This window comes from Mycobacterium sp., assembly GCF_049683935.1.
GTDB lineage: Bacteria > Actinomycetota > Actinomycetes > Mycobacteriales > Mycobacteriaceae > Mycobacterium.
On the sequence record NZ_JBAUJR010000363.1, the window covers coordinates 1 to 19,917 of the forward strand.

Below are 19,917 nucleotides of genomic sequence, written 5' to 3' on the forward strand. Positions count from 1 at the left end.
CCGCCCACGGTCGTCGGAGCGCGCGAGCCCCAGCGGGCAGCGAGCGGGCCCGCGAGCAGCAGACCGGCCAGGTAACCGGCGAATGTGGCGCTCGCGATGAGGCCGAGCACCATCTCGGACAGCCCTAGCTCCTGGCGGATGCCGGGCAGCGTCAGACCGTAGGCATAGCGGGCCATTCCGAAGGCGACCCCGACCACCGCCGCTCCGGCTAGACCGATCCGGCCTCCCGCGGAGAGCGCCATGACTTCTTCCTCATCGGTGCTGCGGCGAATGGAACTGGAGACCGGGCATTACCCTCGTTCTTCGCCGGACAGGTTATAGCGGAGCCAGCTAGAACGGGGGCTGATGCTGGACATGACCAACTGCAGATCGGGGTGGTCGAGAATCTGGCTGTCGAGATGACTGTCCGAGGTGATTCCGTCTTCCCCTGGTTCGCCAATCATCCGTATCACCCGAACGACGAACGGTCCCCTCGTCGTCGAGGGGACCGTCCTCGAGAGCAACGTCGAGTTGGTCGTCGCCGCCGGAATTGCTGCTGTATCCCGGCCAGCTGCCTGAATACAGCGACCCGGCGGGTTCGAGATGAGCTTTCCGCCCGAGTAGACGCACCCTGAACTACCGATTGAGTGGTTCGACAAGCACGTCAACTGAGGCGTGGTGCGCGAGTCAGTCGTCTGGACTGTCTCCTGAAGATCGCGCTCAATTGCCGGTGGGCAGCGCGATATTCACACCGTCCGTCGCGAGCTGCTCCCTGAGGAACTGGAATCTCTGGTACTGCGTGACGGTGATCGGGCCCGAATAGCCTTCGCTCTGAAGCTTCCGCGGCGGGTACTTCAGATAGGTCTGCATCAGCTCCTTGATCGCCTCATTGATGGTCACGAGAGTCCAGGTGTGTTCGGTGTAGTTGTTCATGAAGATGTCGTAGCGTTCCTGCGGGTCCTGCCAGAGATCGAAGATCTGGGGGACCGTCGCGACGTAGGCTTGCGCGCCTTTCCACCCGAGGTTGGTGTCAACTGCGAGCCCTCCGGTGGTCGCCCCGTCGTCACCGCGCAGATTGAAGACAGCCTTGTAGTGGCCCACGCGCACGGCCCCGGGCGTCAATTCATTCTCACTGAAATAGAACCAGGACTTACGCTCGGACTTACCCGTTCCCAACAACACCGGTGACATGTCGTAGCTGTCGAAGATGATCGGCTCGCCCTCACGGTCGTTCTCCGGCAATTCTGCGCCGGCCAACGCGGCGAAGGTCGCCATGTAGTCGAGGCCGCCGACGATATCGGAGTTACGCGATCCGGCTTTGATCCCCGGACCCCAGGCAATGGAGGGAACCCGGTTGCCGCCCTCGCGGACGGTGCCCTTGGTGCCGCGGAACGGTGTATAGCCTGCGTCGGGGTAGACGTCCTGCCAGGCGCCGTTGTCCGTCGTCCAGAACACATAGGTGTTCTTGTCGAGTCCCAGCGAGCGGATCTTGTCCATGATGCGGCCGATCCGGGTGTCGTTCTCCACGATCGAATCGGCGTACTTCGACTTCGACAGCGATGTGCCCTCGAAATCGGGGTGCGGCATGTTCGGCTGATGCACCTTCATGAAGTTGACATGCATGAAGAAGGGAGTTTCGGATGTCGCGTTCTCGTCGAGGAATTCGAGTGCGTCCCTCTCGACGTACTCGTCGTAGAACGGAATGCCGACGAGCCCTTCCTCCGGCGTATCGACGTACTGACCGTTGACCTTGAAGTCCTCTGTCGGCTTCTCGCCTGCTTCGCCCGACAGCGCGCCCTGCGTGACGCGCTCGAACATCGCCCGCAGATCCGGATCCATGTCCGGGAACCATTCCGGGTCGGCATAGGTGTATGCGTTGAGGTGATACAACCCGCAGTGCCGCATCTCGTCGAAGCCGTGCGCGTTGGGCAGCGCGTACTCAGACTCGCCGAGATGCCACTTGCCGGTGAAGAACGTCTTGTAGTCAGCGGTCTTGAGCACGGATGCCAGAGTCCACTCTGCCGCCGGCAGCCCGCCACCCTGGCCCTGGAAGGCCACAGTCGTCATGCCGCTGCGATTCGGGATGCGCCCGGTGAGCATCGCCGCGCGCCCCGGGGTGCAACTCGGCTGCGCGTAGAACGACATGAATTGCATGCCCTCATCGGCCATCTGGTCGAGACTGGGGGTGGGCATCCCGCGGTTTTCACCACCCCCGTATACGCCGGCGTCGCCGTAACCGAAATCGTCGGAGACGATGAGAACGATGTTCGGCTTGTTCGTGGTTGCCTCTTGCGCCATGTTTCCTCCCGGTGATGTGCAGTTGTCTCATCCTGTGCAGACCGTCCCCGCCGATCCAGAACGCGGCAGCGAGGATGACCTCGCAGGTGGACCCACCGCCGCACATGTGTGCTGCCGACAATTGGACGACGCGCGCCGACAGGCTCACGACGTCCACCCTGCCACTGATCGGTCTTCGGCATCACGTGTTCGTGTGTGGTTCCCGATCTCCACAGCGCTACCGCAGCACCGCGGCACGAAGTCCCCACGGTCTATGGCTCCTGGTCGACACCGTCGACACTCATCGATAGCGTTGCAGCGCAAGGAATTATCCAATTCGGTGCCGTCACCTCATCCGTTTCGGGTGATGCCTCGCGCCCTGGCGAGGTGAGGATCGGATGCGGATCCTGCTACGCGGACGCGATCTTGAAACCGCGTGCCCTCTGCCGAATTCTCGATGAGAAACCCGGTATCCGAACAAGATCACAGTCCTACTGTGTGAAGCACATACGCAGTGCCATGACCGAAAGTGAGGGCGCGATGCCCAACGGAAAGCCGAACATCGTTGTCATCTGGGGAGACGACATCGGCATCTCGAATCTGAGCTGTTACAGCGACGGCGTGATGGGATACCGGACGCCGAACATCGATCGGATCGCCAAGGAGGGTATGCGGTTCACCGATTCGTACGGTGAGCAAAGCTGCACCGCCGGCAGGGCGGCCTTCATCAGTGGGCAAAGCGTGTACCGGACCGGAATGAGCAAGGTCGGCATACCCGGCGCCGACATCGGCTGGGCCGCTGAGGATCCCACCATTGCCGAGTTGCTCAAGCCACTCGGATACGCGACGGGCCAGTTCGGCAAGAACCACTTCGGAGATTTGAACAAATACCTCCCGACGGTGCATGGCTTCGACGAGTTCTACGGCAACCTCTACCACCTCAACGCCGAGGAAGAGCCGGAGAGCTACGACTATCCCCACGAGGACCGCTACCCGAGGCTCTACAACCTCGCAAAACCCCGTGGCGTGATGAAGTGCAAGGCCATCGACGAGGTATCAACCGAGCCCGATGATCCGAAGTACGGCCCGGTCGGCAAGCAGATCATCGAGGACACCGGCCCGCTGACCACCAAGCGGATGGAGACCATCGACGACGACATCGCCGACGCGACCGTTGACTACATCAAACGCCAGCATGACGCCGCCAACCCGTTCTTCGTCTGGTGCAACTTCACGCACATGCACCTGTACACCCACCTCAAGCCGGAGAGTCGGGGGCAGGCCGGACTGTGGCAGTCCGAGTACCACGACGCGATGATCGACCACGACCGCAACGTCGGTACCGTCCTCGATGTCCTCGACGAACTCGGCATCGCGGACGACACCATCGTCATCTACTCCACGGACAACGGACCGCACCGCAACACGTGGCCGGACGCCGGCACCACACCGTTCCGCAGCGAGAAGGACACGAACTGGGAAGGGGCGTTCCGGGTTCCGGAACTCGTTCGGTGGCCGGGCAAGATCGAGGCGGGTGCGGTTTCCAACGAGATTATCCAGCACCACGACTGGCTGCCGACCCTCCTCGCGGCGGCGGGTGAACCTGATATCAGCGACAAACTGCGCACGGGGCACACCGTCGGCGATGCCGATTACAAGGTGCATATCGACGGCTACAACCTGCTGCCTTATCTGACAGGCGAGGTTGAGGAGAGTCCCCGGCGCGGCTTCTTCTATTTCTCCGACGACGGTGACCTGGTCGCGATGCGATTCGAGAACTGGAAGATCGTGTTCATGGAGCAGCGCTGCCAGGGCACGCTGCGCATCTGGGCGGAGCCGTTCACACCACTTCGGGTGCCCAAGCTGTTCAACCTGCGCACCGATCCCTATGAGTACGCCGATATCACCTCGAACACCTACTACGAGTGGCTATTGCGGCACGACTATTTCGTTTTCTACGCCACCGCGATGGCGACGAAGTTCTTGGAAACGTTCAAGGACTTCCAACCGCGGCACGCTCCCGCCAGTTTCAGCGTCGATCAGGCGGTCGAGAAGCTCCACTCGTTCCTGGCGAAGGACTAGAGCCGAGTCGGCGGCTGTTTCTACTCGCCCGGATGACGGACGGCCCCCTCGTCGCCGAGGGGGCCGTCCTCAAGAGCAACTGCGAATCAGTCGTCGCTGCCCGAACTGCTGCTGTCCGACTTGCCACTGTCGGACTTGTCACTGTCGGACTTGTCACTGTCGGACTTGCCGCTGTCCGACTTGCTGCTGTCGGATCCACGCTTCGGCTCCTCAGCGTCGGAGTCCTTGGCGGTGTCACTGTCCGAATCAGCTTCGCCGTCCGATGAATCCGCGTCGTCTGCCGCCGAGTCGGTGTCCTCGTCGGCAACCGTCTCGTCAGCGGTCTCGGTGTCGTCGGCTTCTTCTTCGGCGACGGTGTCCTCGTCGGTCACGGTCTCCTCGTCGGTGGCCGTCTCTTCCTCCGTTACGGTCTCGTCCTCGGTGGCGACGTCGTCGGCCACCGGGGTCACGTCCTCACCGGCGGGGGACGGTTCGGTCGACTCGGCCTCCCCGTCGACCGCAGTTGCGGTGTCCTCAGCGGTTTCGGCACTGACGTTGAGCGCCACCAGATCTGCGTCCGAGGCGAGATCGGTCGACGACACCTTCGCCAGCAAGGCATCGGCCGTCTCGGCGCCGTCGCCCTCCGACTCCTCGGACAGCGCTGCGATGGCCGCGGCGATCGTCTTGGGGAGCTGGACGAAGAACGCGTCGATCGGGCCACCTTCGGTGAAGATGCCCGGGAACGTTTCCCACTCGGGGGAGATGCTGGCCTGGTAGCCGTTGAAGAACGCGTTGAGGACCTTGGCCGGCGCGTTGATGACTTCGCTGACGGCGGTCACCCAGTCACCCTCGTACAGCGAGCCCGAGACGACATTGAGAATGTCGGTGAGCTGGTAGATCGCGGTGATCGGCGGGCCGAGCAGCGAGTAGGCGTAACCGGTGGTGGTGGTGTCGCCGACGAACAGCGCGTCGAGGACCGCGCCGATGGTCGGTGCGCCGAAGTCCCGCGCGATCTGCCCGGGAATCTCGAACGAGGGGTACAGCGGCCAGCCTGCTTCGCCCAGACCGAAGAGTCCCCAGCTGACGACGTTGGCGAACGCCTGCGTGAACTGGCCTTGCAGGACGAAGTCCCACGCTTCTTCCAGCGCGACCGGGAGTTCGGCGAAGTGCTCGGTCAGACCGGCGTTCGACTCGGCGAACCCGGCGTTGAGGGTCTCCAGGTAGGTCGGCAGATTGTTGAAGAACTGCTCGAGGCCGGGAGCCGGGTTGAACACCGCTTGGGCGATCTCGGAGTAGAGCGAACCGGTGGTGATGACCTCCCACGCAGCGGGCAGGCCCTCGGTCACGATGGCATTGCTCTGCGTGCCCAGGTTCCCGACCGTGCCGGTGATCGTTTCTCCCCATGTGGCGAACGGATCGACCCACGCCGACAGTTCGACCGCGCGGTCCTGCAGCGCCGGCACGGCCGGGGCGACAGGATTGATCGCGATGACGGAAGCGCCGGCGAGCGCGACACCAGCAATCAGCAATTTTTTGTCACGAGGGGCGGAAGGTGTGGGCACAGACCAAAAACTGCGGTCTGCACCGCCGCTTAGAGCTAACTGCATGGTTCTCCTGTAGTCACAGTGGGGACGGGTGGCCACTACGGGCCAAGCGCAGGTTAGTTGAGCCTTACCTACCCCACAAGAGCTACCTACTGCGGCTAACTTTGTGGCGCCCGTGGTGGCCGCGGCGCGGCGACCTCGGCGACGGCAATCGAGGAACTCGGCGATTCGTGGCAGACAGAGCGCGCGGAGGGCGTAATTTACGGTTCAGCCAGTTCACCACGAAGTGAGACAGCCATGCGGCCAACGACGGTCACACGACGATCTCGTGTCTCCGTTGTATCCGGTTCTTCTGCACGGTTCAGCGACAGAAACCCGCTCACCGCCTCTGGAGACATGTAGTCATTCCCACCGTCATTTCCACCACGCCGCATCGCTGCGCGCGTGGCATCGAGAGGAACATCCATGGGGTACGCCAGGCACATCGGTCGCGTCGGAGCGCTAGCAGTGACCCTGGGGGTGGGAGTGGCCCTGGCGTCCGCACCGGGCGTCGCGTCCGCCGAGCCGTCGAGCACATCGTCGACCAGCGACTCATCGACTTCGAGCGCCTCACCCTCGGGGACCTCGCCGAGCCGCGATTCAGCAGCGAAAGACCGCACTGAGAAACGGGATTCGTCGAAACCGCGGGATGCCGCCGCAGACGGCGGAGACGACGGCGATTCCGACGACCGCACCACGGCCGACACCGAGAGCGAGGACGGGGACGGGGACGAGGAGAGCCGGTCGGCGGCAGGGGACGAGGCGGACCGCGGAAGCGACCGGCGGACATCGAAGCGGTCCGCGGTCACGCTGGACGCAGGTCTCGCTGACGACTCCAGTGACGCGGATGCCCCGGCGACCGTCGATACCGCGGACTTCGCCGCAGCCACGACCACCGCGCTGACGACCACCGAGGCGACCAGCATCGAGGTGGCCACCGTTGATGCGACCCCCATCCCTGTTGCCTCGGCACCGACGCCTCCGGTGTCCGCGAAGCGCCCCACAATAGTGAGCGTGGTACCCGTGGCCGAGTCTGCGGTGCTGCCGCCGCTGGCGGATCCGGCTCCGGAAACACCTCCGATCCAGGCGCCGGTGATGCTGGCCGCACTGGCCGCAGTACGGGATGAACTGGAGCGGAACACCCTGCGCCGCAACGCGACTGCCGTTCCGCAAGCTGCCGCACTGATTGTTGATCCGTCTCCGAACGTGCTGGTGATCGGTGTGGACGGAACGAACCTCAGCAGGGTGCTGGATGACCCCGCCAATGCCAACTTCTTCGAGTTGATGCAGGGCGGAACCACCGCGGCCGCCAGCATCGTCGGGCACACCACCATCTCCAACCCGTCGTGGTCGTCCATCCTCACCGGTGCATGGGGCGAGACGACGGGCGTGATCAACAACGTCTTCACGCCGTGGACCTACGACAACTGGCCCACGGTGTTCAACCAGCTGGAGGCCGCCAATTCGGCGATCCAGACCACAGCCATCGCCAACTGGGACGTCATTTCGGCGATCGCGGCCGCAGGCGCCGATCCCGCCGACCTCGTCCGGAACATCTACCAGATCGAGGGGGACACCAACTGGTTGCTCACCGACGACGCGGTCGGTGACGCGACGGAGGCCGCGATCGCTGCGGCCAGTGCCGCCGTCCCGAACTTCGTCTTCAGCTACTTCGTCGGCGTCGACGAGAACGGGCACATGTACGGCGGCGCATCGCCGGAGTACGCGGCGGCGCTGAACAACTTCGACAGGAATCTCGGGGAGATCCTGGACGCGGTGAACGCATGGGAAACGCTGACCGGGGAGCAATGGACCATCATCATGGTCACCGACCACGGTCACCAGCCCCAGCAGGGTCTCGGCCACGGATTCCAGTCACCAGATGAGACATCGACTTTTGTCATCGCCAACAACCCGCTGATCTTCGCCGAGAGCGGAATCAACCTGCAGTACCAGATCGTCGACGTCACCCCGACCGTGCTGGATCTGTTCGGCGGCCCGCCTCCTGTTGATGCCGACGGTGTGTCCCTGACCGAACTCGGTGACAGCACCGTCTTCCCGATCAACGACGACGAAGCGCTGCGCGTCGCGCTTCAAGACGCGATCGGCATGTACGGCTATCCCGATATCGGCACCCAACTCGCGTTGGGGCTGCGCACGATCGTCACGTCGGTGCCGTACTTCGTCTTCGGCATCACCAATCAGCTCACCTCGGCATTGCAGGGGATCGCGGATCAGGACATCTTCCTGATCAGCTTCCTCGCGCGGCTGGCCATTCTGCCGGTCCAGTTCATCGGCGATCTCGCGTACGTGGCGACGAACTTCGCGGCCCAGATCGTCGCCGGACTGACCGGGGTGACCGGCGCCAGCATCTTCCCGTTGTGGCCCCCGGCTGCTCCGTCGTTCCCGACCACACCCGAAGAAGCGACGACGCTGGATGCTCTGCTGGCCTGCGGAGACTCGCGCGGTGCGGGTGCTGCGATGGTCTGCGGCGACGGCGACATCGCGGTCTGAGACCGCTAAGGCTGCATCGACCCGATGTAGTACTTTTCGCTGCCGGTCGGGTATCCGCCACCGTTGGTGGCGATGTGCACGTGGTCGAAGTGGTTGAGGGTCTCCGAGCCGTAGTCGGCAGTCCAACTCGGCGCGCCGATACCGGGGTAGTAGCCCTGGCGCCAGATCACGTGGAGTACGCCCCAGCGCCGGGCGTTGGCCAGCGCCAAACCGGCGATCTGGTTGCCCAGCTCGATGCCTTCTTCGGTGCCGTAGTTCGGGATCATCACGTCGATGGCCAAACCGTTGGGGTGCCATCTCAACGCGTCCTGCCGGTAGCCGCCGATCGTGGTGATCTCCGGAAACATCATGCTGATCGCCCGCGCCGCCCAGATTGTCCTGACCTGCAGACCCGACTCCGGTGCGACACCCTCGGGCAGCGCCAGGTCGAACACCCGGGCATCGACGGGCGCGCTGGCCGCCAGCAGTTCGGCCTGCGAGGGCGTGGCCGCATTCGGAGTTCCGGCAGGCACCGGATCCTGACTCACGGGCGCTTCTGCGGGCTTGTCGGCCACGACCGCCGGCTCGGCCCCCTGGGCGTGCAGCATCGCGCCTGAGACCACGAGCGAAACCACGACCGCCAACCAGCGGCCGCGGCCGTTGGCTAACACGTTTCTGCCCACGGACTGCACCTTAGTGGCGCGTGCGACGCATGGGGCAATCTTCGCTATGTGAATGTCACGGGATCCGCGACCTAAGCGGTGACTGCGTACTCCGGTTCGCTGGCATGGCTACGCAGCGTCTCGAGTGCTTTGGACAGCAGACGCGACACATGCATCTGCGAGCAACCGACGCTCTGGGCGATCTGCGTCTGTGTCATGTTCTCGAAGAACCGCAGGGTCAGCACCGTTCGCTGCCGCTCCGGAAGTGCAGCGATCAGTGGACGCACCGTTTCGACGTCGAGCACTTTGTCGAGGTTGCGATCAATGTCGCCGTGGGTGTCGCCGAACGGCCGGTCGTCGTCGCCGGTGCCGACGAATCGGTCGGTGGAGACAGTGGAGTAGTTGCCGCCGCCGATGGTGGCCTCGACGACGAGTTGCCGGTCGACGCCGAGGTGCTCGGCGATCTCCGTCGCGTTCGGCGCTCGGCTGAGAGTCTGCGACAGCTCGGCGCGGGCCCTGATCAGTTGCGGTTGAAGCTCTTTGACGCGGCGCGGCACCTTGACGGCCCAGCCGTGATCGCGGAAGTGGCGGCGTACCTCGCCCATCATCGTGGGCACCGCGAAGGACAGGAAATCGGCGCCGTTGTCGGTGTCGAAGCGGTTGACGGCGTTGACCAGTCCCACCCGCGCAGCCTGGACGAGGTCATCAAACGGCTCACCCCGGCCGCCGTAACGCCGGGCGATGTGGTCGGCGAGTGGCAGGCAACGCTCGATGACGGCGTCACGCTGACGCCGGTATGCTGCGGATTCTTCATTCAAGGACCGGAGATGACGGATCATCTCCGTCACATCCGAGTAATCTGATGCTGGTTTGGACATAGGTCCACCTCTTTTATCCGTAGTCCGCTGTGCTGATGACCTCGGCTCGGAACTGAACCAACATGGCTGTTTACCCCGCGCGAGGCGATCCGAAACGTCGGTGGCGAACACCCGCGCCCGAAGTGGTTGCAATCCAAAGATTTCAGCTGATGCGGGAGCGCCCGCCGGAGGACGTCGCGGGCGAAGGCCCAGGTGAGTCGAGTACCGATGCGAGGTCGGCCAATCGGGCGTGCAGGTTCTCCACCCGACGAACCGAGTCAGACAACCCCAGGCTTGCCGCCGCCCTCGCGGCCGGACCGTTTCGCTCGGGTGACTCCAGGGTGCCCACCGCTTCCCCGCGTGCGGTCGACTGCGTGCGCTCGATGGCTGCGCGGAGTCGCCGAAGGCCCATGAGAACCTGTTCGTCTGACCAGCCGTGCAGCAACCGCGACGGGGCAGACAGCAGCGGCGACAGTCGCAGGTAGGCGTCGTGCACTGCACTCACGCGGTCGGCCACGTCGTTGGCGACATTCTCGGACTGAGAGAAGACGGTGAGCTCGCTCGCAGCAGCGGCGGCCTCCGCGGTCAGAGCGGTATAGGTGGAATCAAGTCGCGATTCTGCCCGCGCAGTGCTGTGGTCGTCACCGGGAAGGTGTGAGGCGACCGCGGCGTCCAGTGCGCTGAGGTACTCGACCACAGCGGGGCGAACTTCGCGCGACGCGCGTACCGGCGCGACAGTGAGCGCCACGACCGCGGCCACGCACCCGCCGATGAGCGCCGCGATCCCTTTGTCGATGACAAGCTCGAGGTAGTGGCCTTCGGTCGCGAACAGTGGCACAAACGCGATGCTCATCCAGAACACCATTGCCGGGTAAGAGACCGGCGCGGTGACGATCGTGAAGAAGACGCCCACAGCAACCACGGCGACTGTCCAACCAACGGTTTCCGGGACGGTCGCAGCGATCAGCACGCCGCTGACCGCCCCCAGGACGGTCGCGGGTATCCGCACCATCGCCCGCCGTGTCGACACCCCAGCGGACCCGGCGATGATGACGAAGGCCGTCCACGCCACCACCAGGCGCTGCTCATTGCCCACCAGCGCTGCAACCCCGCCGGCGGCCACCGCTGCCACGACTGCCTGGATCGCAAGTGCCATGGTGGGGGACAGGCGGCTTCGGTCGGCGTGGGTATCTGGTGCTGCCGGTGTCGCATCGGCCGATTTCGCCGCCCGCGGAGAAAGACCGTTCTTGGCCAGGATAGACGCCAATGCCATTGCCTGCGTGACGGATTCGGCGACTGTTTCACCGTCGCCGAGGAGTGTCGCCGCCGCCAGGAGCGTGGCGGAATCGAAGGGTACGGCGCCGGATTTCTCGGTCTGCGCCAATGCGTCATGGATATGACCGCGCAGCATCTGCGCCTCCCGGGCGGCGATGTCTCTGGACTCGTCGTCGAGGTCGCCGCGCAGCGCAACCGCCAGTGCTTGCAGGCTGGTGATCATCGACTCGGCGAACGCCTCGGGTAGAGATCGCGTCCAATCTGGTTGCTCGACAAGGGTGATCATGTCTTCGAGCGCCTTGTGTGCCGAGTGCACCGCCACCTTCAACTGCTCCGCGTCGACTTCGCCGAGGCCGTGGACAACCGCGCCGGGTATCTGCCGCTCGATGGCACTGCGGCAGGTCCGCACCTGTTCGAGGCGGGCGCGCAACACTTTTCCAGGTGACGATGTGCCGTCCCGGGTGGCGTCGGACAGATCCATGACACCGGCGACCGTGTCCGCGCTGCGTCGCGCGAACGCCTGAATCGAAAGCTGTAGCGAGCCGATCGGATCGTCGGGCAGGATCAGGTGTTCCCACAGTGCGAGCCACCCGAAGCCGACGGCGGCGGAGAGGGCGAACCACCCGAGCCGATCCGTCGTGATGTGCCCACCGCCGGTGATGTACACCGTGATCGCACCGATCAGCGCCAGACTCGCCACCCGGACGCTCCAGGATCGAAGTGCGAACGACAAAAACATCAGCAGCACAAGCAGTCCCGCGGCAAGCAGGGGTTCCAGCAGGCTCAGTTGCACAGTGGCGACAACCGCGACGGCACAGGCGATCGCGGCCCAGCCGATCGTGCGCAGTCGATCCCTGGGTTGCGGGTCGGCCGCGAGCAGGGCTCCTTCGAACGCGGCACCGGCTGCGAACAACGTGATGCGCAGCGGCTCGTCGACATCAAGCGACGCCGTCACCGCGACCATGGTGGCCCAAGCCGAGACGGTGGCGAACACCGCTCGCACACCGCGCCGGGTCCGGACGAAGCCGGGATCGGCTTTCTCGAGCCGCCCTGTCATCACGCCGGTCACCGGATTCGTAGTCCCCTCACGAGTCGATTCCGACGCGGCGCGGCGGCAGTGACCGAAGCCGATCGACCATGCTGGACTCTCCCCCGAATTCAGTGACCGATCAGCCGCTTTGCACCGGGTTCACCCGGAATTCAGAAGCCAGCGAAGGTCCGTCGATAGTCGGGCCATCGGGCCGTATTTACCGTAGCGTAAGGCTCCTCCCGAATCGGGTTTCGCGCTGACCAGCCCTCAGCGTCGGTTGAGAAGGAGCCGGATCAGCATGCGTATCGTCGTCGATCTCAACCGCTGCCTGGGTTACGCCCAGTGCGTGCCGCTTGCGCCGGAGGTGCTCCAACTCAACGGCGAGGAGGCCCTCGCCTACGACCCCAACCCCGACGACTCGCAGCGGCAGCAGGTGGCGCGTGCCGTGGCGTCCTGCCCGGTGCAGGCCATCATCGCCGAGATGGACCCCCCGTCGGACAGGACGACGAAGTGACGACCTACCCGATGATCGACGACCTCGTCCGCGCGTTCAAGGCCGAAGGTCGGATCGTGATCGTCGGCGCTTCGCTCGCCGGTCTGCGTGCCGCAGAGGCGTTGCGGGATGAGGGTTTCGCCGGATCGCTGACCATCATCGGCGACGAGGTGCACGAGCCGTACGACCGGCCGCCGCTGTCCAAGCAGGTGCTCAAGGGGTGGGTGCCCGCCGGCAACACCAAGCTGCCTCGGCTGCGGGCGGTCGACGCCGACTGGCGACTGGGCGTGGCAGCCACCGGACTGGATCGTGACAACCGGGAAGTGTTGCTGGCCAACGGCGACAAGGTGCCCTACGACCGGCTGCTGATCGCGACCGGTGTCCGGTCGCGCGCGTGGTTCAACCCCGAAGAGGCCAAGCTGAAGGGCCTGTTCACGCTGCGCACCTGTGATGACGCCGCGAAGATCCAGGAAGCATTCAGGGCCCGCCCGAAACGGGTGCTGATCGTCGGCGCGGGTTTCATCGGTTCTGAAATGGCCTCGGTCTGCCGCGACCTCGGACTCGACGTCACGGTGGCGGAGCGCTCCAGTGCGCCCCTCGTCGGTCCGCTCGGCGGAGTCATCGGCGACATCGCGGCCAAGATGCAGCGCGACGCCGGGGTCGACCTGCGCACCGGTGTCGCCGTCGAAGCTCTCGAGGGCGACGCCGACGGACACGTCCGGCGCGCAAAGCTCTCCGACGGCACCACGCTCGAGGTCGATGTGGTGGTGGCGTCGCTGGGGTCGGTCCGCAACATCGAATGGCTCGAAGGCGCTGAACTGGCCTCGGGGTTCTGGGGAGTGGCCTGCGATGCCGGCTGCCGGGCCTTCGACATCAACGGCGTGGTCACCGACAACATCTTCGTCGCCGGCGACATCGCCCGCGCGCCGCATGTGCTCTACGAGTACGAGTTCATGGCGATCGAGCACGTCGACGCCGCGGTGCTGGGCGCCCAGACCGCGGCGCACAACATGGTCCACCTCGAGAAAGGCAGGCGTCCGCACCTGCCGCTGCCGCAGTTCTGGTCCGGTCAGTTCGGCGTCAACATCAAAGGCGTCGGCGTCTGCTCCTTCGGCGACGAGATCGTCTTCACCCAGGGCTCCGTCGAGGACCTGCGCTTCGCCGCGGCCTTCGGCAAGAACGGCCGCATCGTCGGCGCGATCACCTTCAACCACGGTAAGTGGCTGGAGTACTACGCCAGGCTCATCGAACAGTCGGCGCCGTTCCCGCCCCCGCCGCCCGGCTACGACGTACCCGCGAACTCGGAAGTGATGTCCGCACGTTTCGGCGATCCGCGTGCCCCCACCGGAATCCCCGACGTGGTACTCACCGGCCACGACCCGACATCCCGAGGCGCCGAGTTCCGCGCCAAGAGCCGCTAGCCAGTCGCACCCGAGGAAAGAGCGCCGATGACCACCGCAGAAACCGCCTGGACCGAGGCGATGCGCTACGAGAACCGCCACGATCCCTACCGGTTCTTCGACGAACTCCGCAAGACCCCGGTCGTCCAGGTGTCCGACAGGGTCTACGTCGTCAGCGGCTACCGCGAGCTGCTGCAACTCGCGCACGACCCACACGTCAGCTCCGACATCTCGCGCAGTCCCATCTCGGCCCAGCCCGCCGGGGCCGCCGCACCCGACGTCGGGGCCGAACACATGCAGGCCTACGGCCGCGAAGCGAGTCTGATCGTCTCCGACCCCGCCAAACACGACAGGCAACGCCGCCAGGTGATGCGGCACTTCGCACCACCACATTCGCCTGACGTCATCCCCAACATGGCGGCCGGCATCCAGACTCTCTGCGACGACTCGCTGAACAGGATAAAAGCGCAGGGCGGCAACACCTTTGACGTCGTCGACGATTACGCTTATCCCGTTCCGGTCGCCGTAATATGCCAGATTCTGGGGGTGCCGCTCAAAGACGAACCCACGTTCCACGGCTGGATCTTCGACTTCATGGCCGGTGCCGACATGGGTCCGGACGCCGCCACCGAGGAAGGGCAGGCCCGCAAGCAGAAGGGGCAGCAGAGCACCGCCGCGCTGACCGCCTACATGGCCGACCTGATCCAGGGGTTCCTCACCGAACCGCAGGACAATGTGCTGTCCAAGTTGGTCAACGACAAAGACGGCCCGGACGGGCCGATGACACCGCAGGAGGCTGCGGCCAACGCGATGCTGCTGCTGATCGCAGGCCACGACTCCACGGTCAACACCATCGCGCACTGCGTGCTGATGCTGCTCCGCCATCCCGAGTCGATCGACCTGCTGCACGACAAACCGGAACTCATCCCCAAAGCGATCGAGGAAGTGTTGCGGTTGCAGTCGGCTGTGCAGTTCTTCCCCAGCCGCAGCGTGACCGCCGACATCGAGGTCGGGGGAACCGTCATCCCGGCCGGGTCGGCGGTGCACCTGCTCTACGGCGCGGCCAACCGCGACCCGAAGCGGTTCCCCGAACCAGACAAGTTCGACATCCGGCGACCGGACAACCAGCACGTGGGCTGGGGCCGCGGAGTTCACAGTTGCGTGGGCGGTCCGCTGGCCCGATTGGAGGTCAACATCGCGTTGGAGACCTTCCTGCGGCGGGTCGAGAACCCGCGCCTGGTCGTCGACCCGCCGCCGTACCGGGTGAACCAGGTGTTCCGCGGTCCGCTGCATCTCCAGATCGAGTTCGACCAGATTACGGACTGAGGCGCGCCATCAAGGCATTTCAGTTCGTCGAATGGCAGCGGCCGGGACAATTGCGCGACGTGCCGGTACCCGAACCGGGTCCGGGGGAGGTCCTGGTCAAAGTGGGCGGCGCCGGCGCCTGCCACTCGGATCTTCACCTACTGGAGGCTCCCGCAGGCTCGACGTCGATGACGCTGCCGTTCACGCTCGGCCATGAGAACGCCGGCTGGGTGGAGACGCTGGGCCCCGGAGCGACGGGCTTCGCGCCCGGCGATCCGGTGGTCGTCTACGGCCCGTGGGGGTGCGGGCTGTGCATGAACTGCCGCCAGGGCATGGAGAACTACTGCCAGATGCCCGGGAAACCCAGCCCGGGCGGACTCGGCGGCACCGATGGCGGAATGGCCGAATTCCTCCTCGTCCCGGCCACCCGCTACCTGATCCCCCTCGGTGACCTGGACCCACGTGAGGCCGCGCCACTCACCGACGCCGGGCTCACCAGCTATCACGCGGTCAAGCGCTCAGCACATCTACTGGGACCCGGCTCCACCGCGGTCGTCATCGGCGCGGGCGGTCTGGGGCAGATGGCAATTCAGATGCTCAAAGCCCTCAACTCGGCGACAACCGTTGTGGCGGTCGACACTTCGGCGGACAAGCTGCGGATTGCCACGACAATGGGCGCCGACGAGGCTCTGATCTCCGGCGACGACGCCGTGACGCGCATCAAGGACATCACCACAGGGCAAGGCGCCGAACTGGTCCTCGATCTGGTGGGTGTCCATCCGACACTCAACATGGCGGCAGCGGTCTCACGGGTGCTGGGTCACCTCACCATCGTCGGCCTCGGCGACGCCGCACTCCCGGTGAACTTCCACAGCCCCGCCCAGGAGTGCTCCGTCGCAGCGCCCTTCTGGGGCACCATTCCCGAGCTGATCGAGGTGATCAGCCTCGCCCGAGCCGGGAAGATCAGGATGCTGGTCGAGCACTTCACCCTCGATGACGCGGCACACGCCTACGAGCTGCTGCACGACGGCGGGATCCAGGGGCGGGCCGTCATCACACCGAACGACTGACGTGGTGTCGAGCAGGTGCGCATCAGCCGATTCCGACCCTCTGCAGCCCGCGGAAATCTAGGCTGGCATTCATGCCGATCGACCGCGCCGCACTCGTTGCGGGCAGTATCCGTCTTGCCTCGGGGGTCTCGTTTCTCGTCGATCCGTTACGCGCGAACAGACTTTGGGGCGATTCGCGGGAACCGTCACCGTCGGGCCATCTCCTGCTGCATTCGATGGGGTACCGCGACGCTCTCATCGGTGGCTTGCTCACCGCGGCGGCCCTGCGCGGCAAGGACACCCGCGGCTGGTTCCTGGCCTCCGGTGGCGCCGACGCCGCAGACCTGCTCGGCGGATCGCGGGTTCACGACGGCTTGACCCGGCCCCAGCAGATCATCGGCCTCGGCGGCGCCGTGGTCGGGATCGGTGTCGGCCTGTGGGGCGCGACGCGGCGCCCGCCGGTCCGCAGGCCAGCCGACGGCCGAGAGGATCGACCGGGACGGGCGTGACCGACTGACCCCTCGACGGCGTGAGGTAGTTGGGTAGGCTGCGCCTGAAGGTGCGGGGAGCGCGATACTGACGCGACACGCCTTCGAACATGACCGAAACTGACGCGGGAGAACCAGACATGAGCGCCGAGCAGCCGACCATCATCTACACGCTGACCGATGAGGCGCCGTTGCTTGCGACCTACGGTTTCCTGCCCATCCTGCGGACGTTCGCCGATGCCGCCGGTATCGACGTGAAGACCAGCGACATCTCGGTGGCGGCGCGCATCCTGGCCGAGTTCAGCGACCGCCTGACCGAAGAGCAGCGGGTTCCCGACAACCTCGCCGTGCTGGGGGAGCTGACGCAGCAGCCGGACACCAACATCATCAAGCTGCCCAACATCAGCGCGTCGGTGCCGCAGCTCCTGGCCGCCATCAAGGAGCTCAAGAGCAAGGGCTACGACCTGCCGGACTATCCCGGCGAGCCCAAGAACGACGAGGAGAAGGCCGTCAAGGAGCGCTACTCCAAGATCCTGGGCAGCGCCGTCAACCCTGTTCTGCGCGAGGGCAATTCAGATCGCCGCGCTCCCAAGGCGGTCAAAGAGTACGCCCGCAAGCACCCGCACAGCATGAGTCCCTGGTCCCAGGCGTCGCGCACCCACGTCGCGACCATGAAGCACGGCGACTTCTACCACGGCGAGAAGTCGATGACGCTGGACAAGGCCCGCACGGTGAAGATGGTGCTGGAGACCGACAGCGGCCAGACGCTCGTGCTCAAGCCCGAGGTGAAGCTCGACGACGGCGACGTCATCGACAGCATGTTCATGAGCAAGAAGGCGCTCTGCGAGTTCTACGAAGAAGAGATGGAAGACGCCTACAAGACGGGCGTGATGTTCTCGCTGCACGTCAAGGCGACGATGATGAAGGTGTCGCACCCCATCGTGTTCGGGCACGCGGTGAAGATCTTCTACAAGGACGCGTTCGCCAAGCATCAGGAGCTCTTCGACGAACTCGGCGTCAACGTCAACAACGGGCTGTCCGATCTGTACGACAAGATCGAATCGCTGCCGGCCTCGCAGCGCGAAGAGATCGTGCGCGACCTGCACGCCTGCCACGAGCACCGGCCCGAACTGGCGATGGTGGACTCCGCGCGCGGCATCTCGAATTTTCATTCACCCAGCGACGTCATCGTCGACGCCTCCATGCCCGCGATGATCCGCCTCGGCGGCAAGATGTACGGCGCCGACGGACGCACCAAGGACACCAAGGCCGTCAACCCCGAATCCACGTTCTCCCGGATCTACCAGGAGATCATCAACTTCTGTAAGACCCACGGCCAGTTCGACCCGACGACGAGGGGCACCGTGCCCAACGTCGGCCTGATGGCGCAGAAGGCCGAAGAGTACGGCTCCCACGACAAGACCTTCGAGATCCCCGAGGCGGGCGTGGCCAACATCGTCGACGTCGACAGCGACGAGGTGCTGCTGTCACAGAACGTCGAAGAGGGCGACATCTGGCGGATGCCCGTCGTCAAGGACGCCCCGATCCGGGACTGGGTCAAGCTGGCCGTCACCCGGGCGCGTCTGTCGGGCATGCCGGTGGTGTTCTGGCTCGACACCGAGCGGCCGCACGAGGCCGAGCTGCGTAAGAAGGTCAAGACCTACCTCAAGGACCACGACACCGAGGGCCTGACGATTCAGATCATGCCGCAGGTGTGGGCGATGCGGTACACGATCGAGCGGGTGATGCGGGGCGAGGACACCATCGCCGCGACCGGCAACATCCTGCGCGACTACCTCACCGACCTGTTCCCGATCCTGGAGTTGGGCACCAGCGCCAAGATGCTGTCCATCGTGCCGCTGATGGCCGGCGGCGGGCTCTACGAGACCGGGGCCGGGGGTTCGGCGCCCAAACATGTTCATCAGCTGCAGGAGGAGAACCACCTGCGGTGGGACTCGCTCGGGGAGTTCCTCGCTCTCGGCGCGAGCCTCGAGGATCTGGGCAACAAGTTCGACAACGAGAAGGCCACCCTGCTGGCCAAGACGCTGGACGCTGCGACCGGAAAGCTGTTGGACAACAACAAGAATCCGTCGCGGAAGACCGGCGAGCTCGACAACCGGGGCAGCCAGTTCTACTTGGCGCTGTACTGGGCGCAGGAACTGGCCCAACAGACCGAGAACAAAGAGCTGGCCGAACACTTCGCCCCGCTCGCCAAAACGCTCGCCGACAACGAGGACACCATCGTCACCGAACTCAACGAGGCCCAGGGCAAGCCCGCCGATACCGGGGGCTACTACTACCCGGACCGCGAGAAGACCACCTCAGTGATGCGCCCCAGCAAGACGCTCAACGAGGCGCTGACGAGCTCGCAGGGCTGAGCGCCACCCGCCAGCTATTCCCATGTTTGGGACACAGGGCCGAAATCGCTCTGTGACGTGCGTAACATCTCACGGAGACCTGCCGATACAGAGCAAACACCGGCAGTCGTCGTCTGGGAGTAGCTATGCGTCTGGTACTTGGTATGTCCCTCACCGCCTCGAGCGCGGTCTGGGTGCTCGTCGACACCGTCAACGGCAAGATCTTGGCCGACGAGGTGGTCGCGCTCGACTCGCTTCAGGAGATTGCCCGGGCGGCGGCGCGCAGCGTTCAGGCCTTTGACATGCAAACCGAGCACGATATCGAGGGTGTTCGACTCACATGGAGCGACGACGCACGCCAGCACGGTGTCCGGCTGAGGACCAAACTGCGGCTGTTCGGGTTCGAGACCGTGGAGACCGTGACGCAGGAGGCCGCCCGCGAAGGCCGGAACAAGACGGCACGTCACCTCGCTCCGCACCTCACGCTCGCCTACGGAGCGGCGCGTTCGGCCCTCAACGCCGACGAGAGCAGGAACGTGTTCCAGCGCCTGGCCTCGCACGTGCCGATGCGGGTTGCTGCGGCCGGAGGTGCGGCCGCAGTGCTGGGG

At 65.1% G+C, this 19,917-nt stretch carries 15 protein-coding genes; 9 read left to right on the top strand and 6 right to left on the bottom strand.

Translation table 11 applies throughout. From position 1 onward, the window contains the following. Both WA965_RS21025 and WA965_RS21030 read right to left on the bottom strand, forming a co-directional pair. Window positions 1–242 (bottom strand): YbfB/YjiJ family MFS transporter (locus WA965_RS21025; protein ID WP_526448031.1); only part of this gene is annotated, 242 nt, incomplete at its 3' end. A gap of 457 nt (window positions 243–699) precedes the next feature. Next, window positions 700–2,277, bottom strand: coding sequence for an arylsulfatase (locus tag WA965_RS21030; protein WP_526301611.1), 1,578 nt, complete (start codon window positions 2,275–2,277; stop codon window positions 700–702). Between the two features lie 519 nt (window positions 2,278–2,796). On the opposite strand from WA965_RS21030, the gene WA965_RS21035 reads away from it, so the two are divergent. Further along, window positions 2,797–4,338 (top strand): arylsulfatase, encoded by a 1,542-nt coding sequence (locus tag WA965_RS21035; protein ID WP_526301621.1) that lies wholly within the window; start codon window positions 2,797–2,799, stop codon window positions 4,336–4,338. 86 nt (window positions 4,339–4,424) lie between these two features. Here the strand turns inward: WA965_RS21035 and WA965_RS21040 are convergent, their stop codons facing one another. Continuing rightward, a complete protein-coding gene (locus WA965_RS21040) occupies window positions 4,425–5,879 on the bottom strand; it encodes a hypothetical protein (protein WP_526301609.1) in 1,455 nt (484 codons plus the stop codon). Window positions 5,880–6,326: 447 nt separating this feature from the next. Here WA965_RS21040 and WA965_RS21045 point away from each other — a divergent pair, with 447 nt between their 5' ends. Continuing rightward, the gene (locus tag WA965_RS21045; protein ID WP_526301607.1) at window positions 6,327–8,414 is read left to right on the top strand and encodes an alkaline phosphatase family protein; all 2,088 of its coding nucleotides are present in this window, start codon (window positions 6,327–6,329) and stop codon (window positions 8,412–8,414) included. Window positions 8,415–8,419: 5 nt separating this feature from the next. Here the strand turns inward: WA965_RS21045 and WA965_RS21050 are convergent, their stop codons facing one another. From WA965_RS21050 to WA965_RS21060, 3 genes are all read right to left on the bottom strand, one after another. Further along, entirely contained in the window at window positions 8,420–9,076 is a 657-nt protein-coding gene (locus tag WA965_RS21050) for a VldE C-terminal domain-containing protein (RefSeq protein ID WP_526301605.1), read from the bottom strand. A gap of 71 nt (window positions 9,077–9,147) precedes the next feature. Further along, window positions 9,148–9,933, bottom strand: coding sequence for an RNA polymerase sigma factor SigF (locus tag WA965_RS21055; RefSeq protein WP_526301603.1), 786 nt, complete (start codon window positions 9,931–9,933; stop codon window positions 9,148–9,150). A gap of 142 nt (window positions 9,934–10,075) precedes the next feature. After that, window positions 10,076–12,244, bottom strand: coding sequence for an FUSC family protein (locus WA965_RS21060; RefSeq protein ID WP_526301619.1), 2,169 nt, complete (start codon window positions 12,242–12,244; stop codon window positions 10,076–10,078). A gap of 271 nt (window positions 12,245–12,515) precedes the next feature. Here WA965_RS21060 and WA965_RS21065 point away from each other — a divergent pair, with 271 nt between their 5' ends. From WA965_RS21065 to WA965_RS21095, 7 genes are all read left to right on the top strand, one after another. Further along, window positions 12,516–12,731 (top strand): ferredoxin, encoded by a 216-nt coding sequence (locus WA965_RS21065; RefSeq protein WP_178357354.1) that lies wholly within the window; start codon window positions 12,516–12,518, stop codon window positions 12,729–12,731. Between the two features lie 11 nt (window positions 12,732–12,742). Continuing rightward, the gene (locus WA965_RS21070) at window positions 12,743–14,131 is read left to right on the top strand and encodes an NAD(P)/FAD-dependent oxidoreductase (protein ID WP_526301617.1); all 1,389 of its coding nucleotides are present in this window, start codon (window positions 12,743–12,745) and stop codon (window positions 14,129–14,131) included. A 27-nt stretch (window positions 14,132–14,158) separates the two neighbouring features. Continuing rightward, window positions 14,159–15,436, top strand: coding sequence for a cytochrome P450 (locus WA965_RS21075; RefSeq protein ID WP_526301601.1), 1,278 nt, complete (start codon window positions 14,159–14,161; stop codon window positions 15,434–15,436). Between the two features lie 8 nt (window positions 15,437–15,444). Continuing rightward, window positions 15,445–16,485 carry an NAD(P)-dependent alcohol dehydrogenase gene (locus WA965_RS21080; protein ID WP_526301615.1) on the top strand — a complete coding sequence of 347 codons (1,041 nt, stop codon included), beginning with the start codon at window positions 15,445–15,447 and terminating at the stop codon, window positions 16,483–16,485. Window positions 16,486–16,556: 71 nt separating this feature from the next. Further along, window positions 16,557–16,973 (top strand): DUF4267 domain-containing protein, encoded by a 417-nt coding sequence (locus WA965_RS21085; protein WP_526448032.1) that lies wholly within the window; start codon window positions 16,557–16,559, stop codon window positions 16,971–16,973. Window positions 16,974–17,092: 119 nt separating this feature from the next. Next, window positions 17,093–19,330, top strand: coding sequence for an NADP-dependent isocitrate dehydrogenase (locus WA965_RS21090; RefSeq protein WP_526448034.1), 2,238 nt, complete (start codon window positions 17,093–17,095; stop codon window positions 19,328–19,330). A 125-nt stretch (window positions 19,331–19,455) separates the two neighbouring features. Continuing rightward, window positions 19,456–19,917: DUF7159 family protein (locus WA965_RS21095; protein ID WP_526448033.1), on the top strand; the 462-nt coding region annotated here is incomplete at its 3' end.